The organism is Enterobacter sp. 01-M-03-SI-ECC, from assembly GCF_047530215.1.
Taxonomy (GTDB): domain Bacteria; phylum Pseudomonadota; class Gammaproteobacteria; order Enterobacterales; family Enterobacteriaceae; genus Enterobacter; species Enterobacter chengduensis.
Genome location: NZ_JBLKDA010000091.1, coordinates 1 through 1,347, shown reverse-complemented (window position 1 = coordinate 1,347; position 1,347 = coordinate 1). Strand labels below are relative to the sequence as shown.

Sequence of the window (1,347 nt, the reverse complement as noted above, 5' to 3'; positions counted from 1 at the left end):
CCACCGGGTCCGGACTCAGGTACCGCCCCACCCCCGGGTCGTAATACCGGTGCCTGTTGTAGTATAACCCGCTTTCCGCATCATGATACTGCCCCTGAAAGCGCAGCGGCTGATTTATCCCCGCCGTATCAGCATGAAGCACCTGACCATAGCTGCGCAGCATGGCTGACCACACGACGCGTCCCCGGACGTCGCGCAGCTCAAGCGGCGTGCCGAGGTGGTCGCAGACGTAATGGTACACCCTGGCGGCCGTCTCCCGCCCGCAGAGCATGAGCAGCGGGCGGAAGCCATCTTCATCCTCATACAGCCACACGCGATGTGTCGTATCGCTGAGCGCCTCCTGCAACTGCGGGTTATCCGTCAGCCTGCCGGGCCAGAAGCGTCCGGCATCACACTCGCAGAGCAGGCGCTCACCCTGCCAGAACATGAGTTCGTCCACCCGGCGCGGTGTGAATGCGGTGGCGGCAAGGTGCCCCTGCTCATCATGGCTGAATAAAAATAAGCTGGGAAGATTTTATAATCTTCCCAGCTTTTTAGTTAAAGCTCAACCGGATATAATGACACATTATTTACAGGCGTAGAAAAAGAGACATATTTAATTGTGCCTGGAGATGAATTAACATCTAAAAATATGACTTCACCACCTAGCGAGACAGTTAAAACACCATCATTCTCATAAGATAATATCTGTGCGGTGAATGACAATTCATTATCCAACATCTTGATGGTGGAAGTTTTTTTATTTGTGCTATTTATATTTACCCCCCATTCAAACATATCATCAACATCTAACTCAACATGATAACAACCACCCACTTTTGGGGATTCCCCGCACCATATAGCCACTCCCTTACCTAAAGATGATATGAACTTTACTTTATTTTCATGAACGTCCACTATCGTTATATTTGTCATTTTAATATAGGCACCCTCACAACAACATTATCGACATTCATTACATTATTTACAGAATCTAATGTCCATATTTCTTCATGATAATGATGTTTGGTTGGTTTACTATTCATTTCATGATTACCATAGCGAATACTTCTTTTACCGTCAGCCGATACTATTCTGTCTGGGTCTGGTAACCCCGTTCTGGGATGAGTATTTGTATGAGGGACTGGGCCAAGGAAATCATCCCATAGGTTAAGGGCATCTTCCGGTTTAACTGCTTTAGGTGCATAGGTTTCATTGTGGTATCCCTGTCCGGGAGGAGTTTGATTTGTTCCACCTGTTCCGCCGCAACTAAGACCTAACGGATCTATCCACGACAGCGGATCCGGCACATACGCATACTGATTCAGTCCACCCGCCAGCCCCACCGGGTCCGGACTCAGATACCGC

General features: G+C 48.6%; 3 protein-coding genes. All 3 read right to left on the bottom strand.

The window, feature by feature from the left end; genetic code table 11:
• Positions 1 to 427, bottom strand: a 427-nt coding sequence (locus ACMWKK_RS26190; RefSeq protein ID WP_406542966.1) for an RHS repeat domain-containing protein, incomplete at its 3' end; no start/stop codon positions are given.
• 110 nt (positions 428 to 537) lie between these two features.
• On the bottom strand, positions 538 to 915 hold the full coding sequence (locus ACMWKK_RS26185; RefSeq protein ID WP_014072450.1) for a hypothetical protein: 378 nt from the start codon (positions 913 to 915) through the stop codon (positions 538 to 540).
• On the bottom strand, positions 912 to 1,347 hold a 436-nt coding region (locus tag ACMWKK_RS26180; RefSeq protein WP_406542965.1), incomplete at its 5' end, for an RHS repeat-associated core domain-containing protein. The genes ACMWKK_RS26185 and ACMWKK_RS26180, both read right to left, overlap by 4 nt.

Excerpts from the sequence above, each read along its gene's own strand:
- ACMWKK_RS26185 (WP_014072450.1), bottom strand. The coding sequence starts at position 915 with ATGACAAATATAACGATAGTGGACGTTCATGAAAATAAAGTAAAGTTC.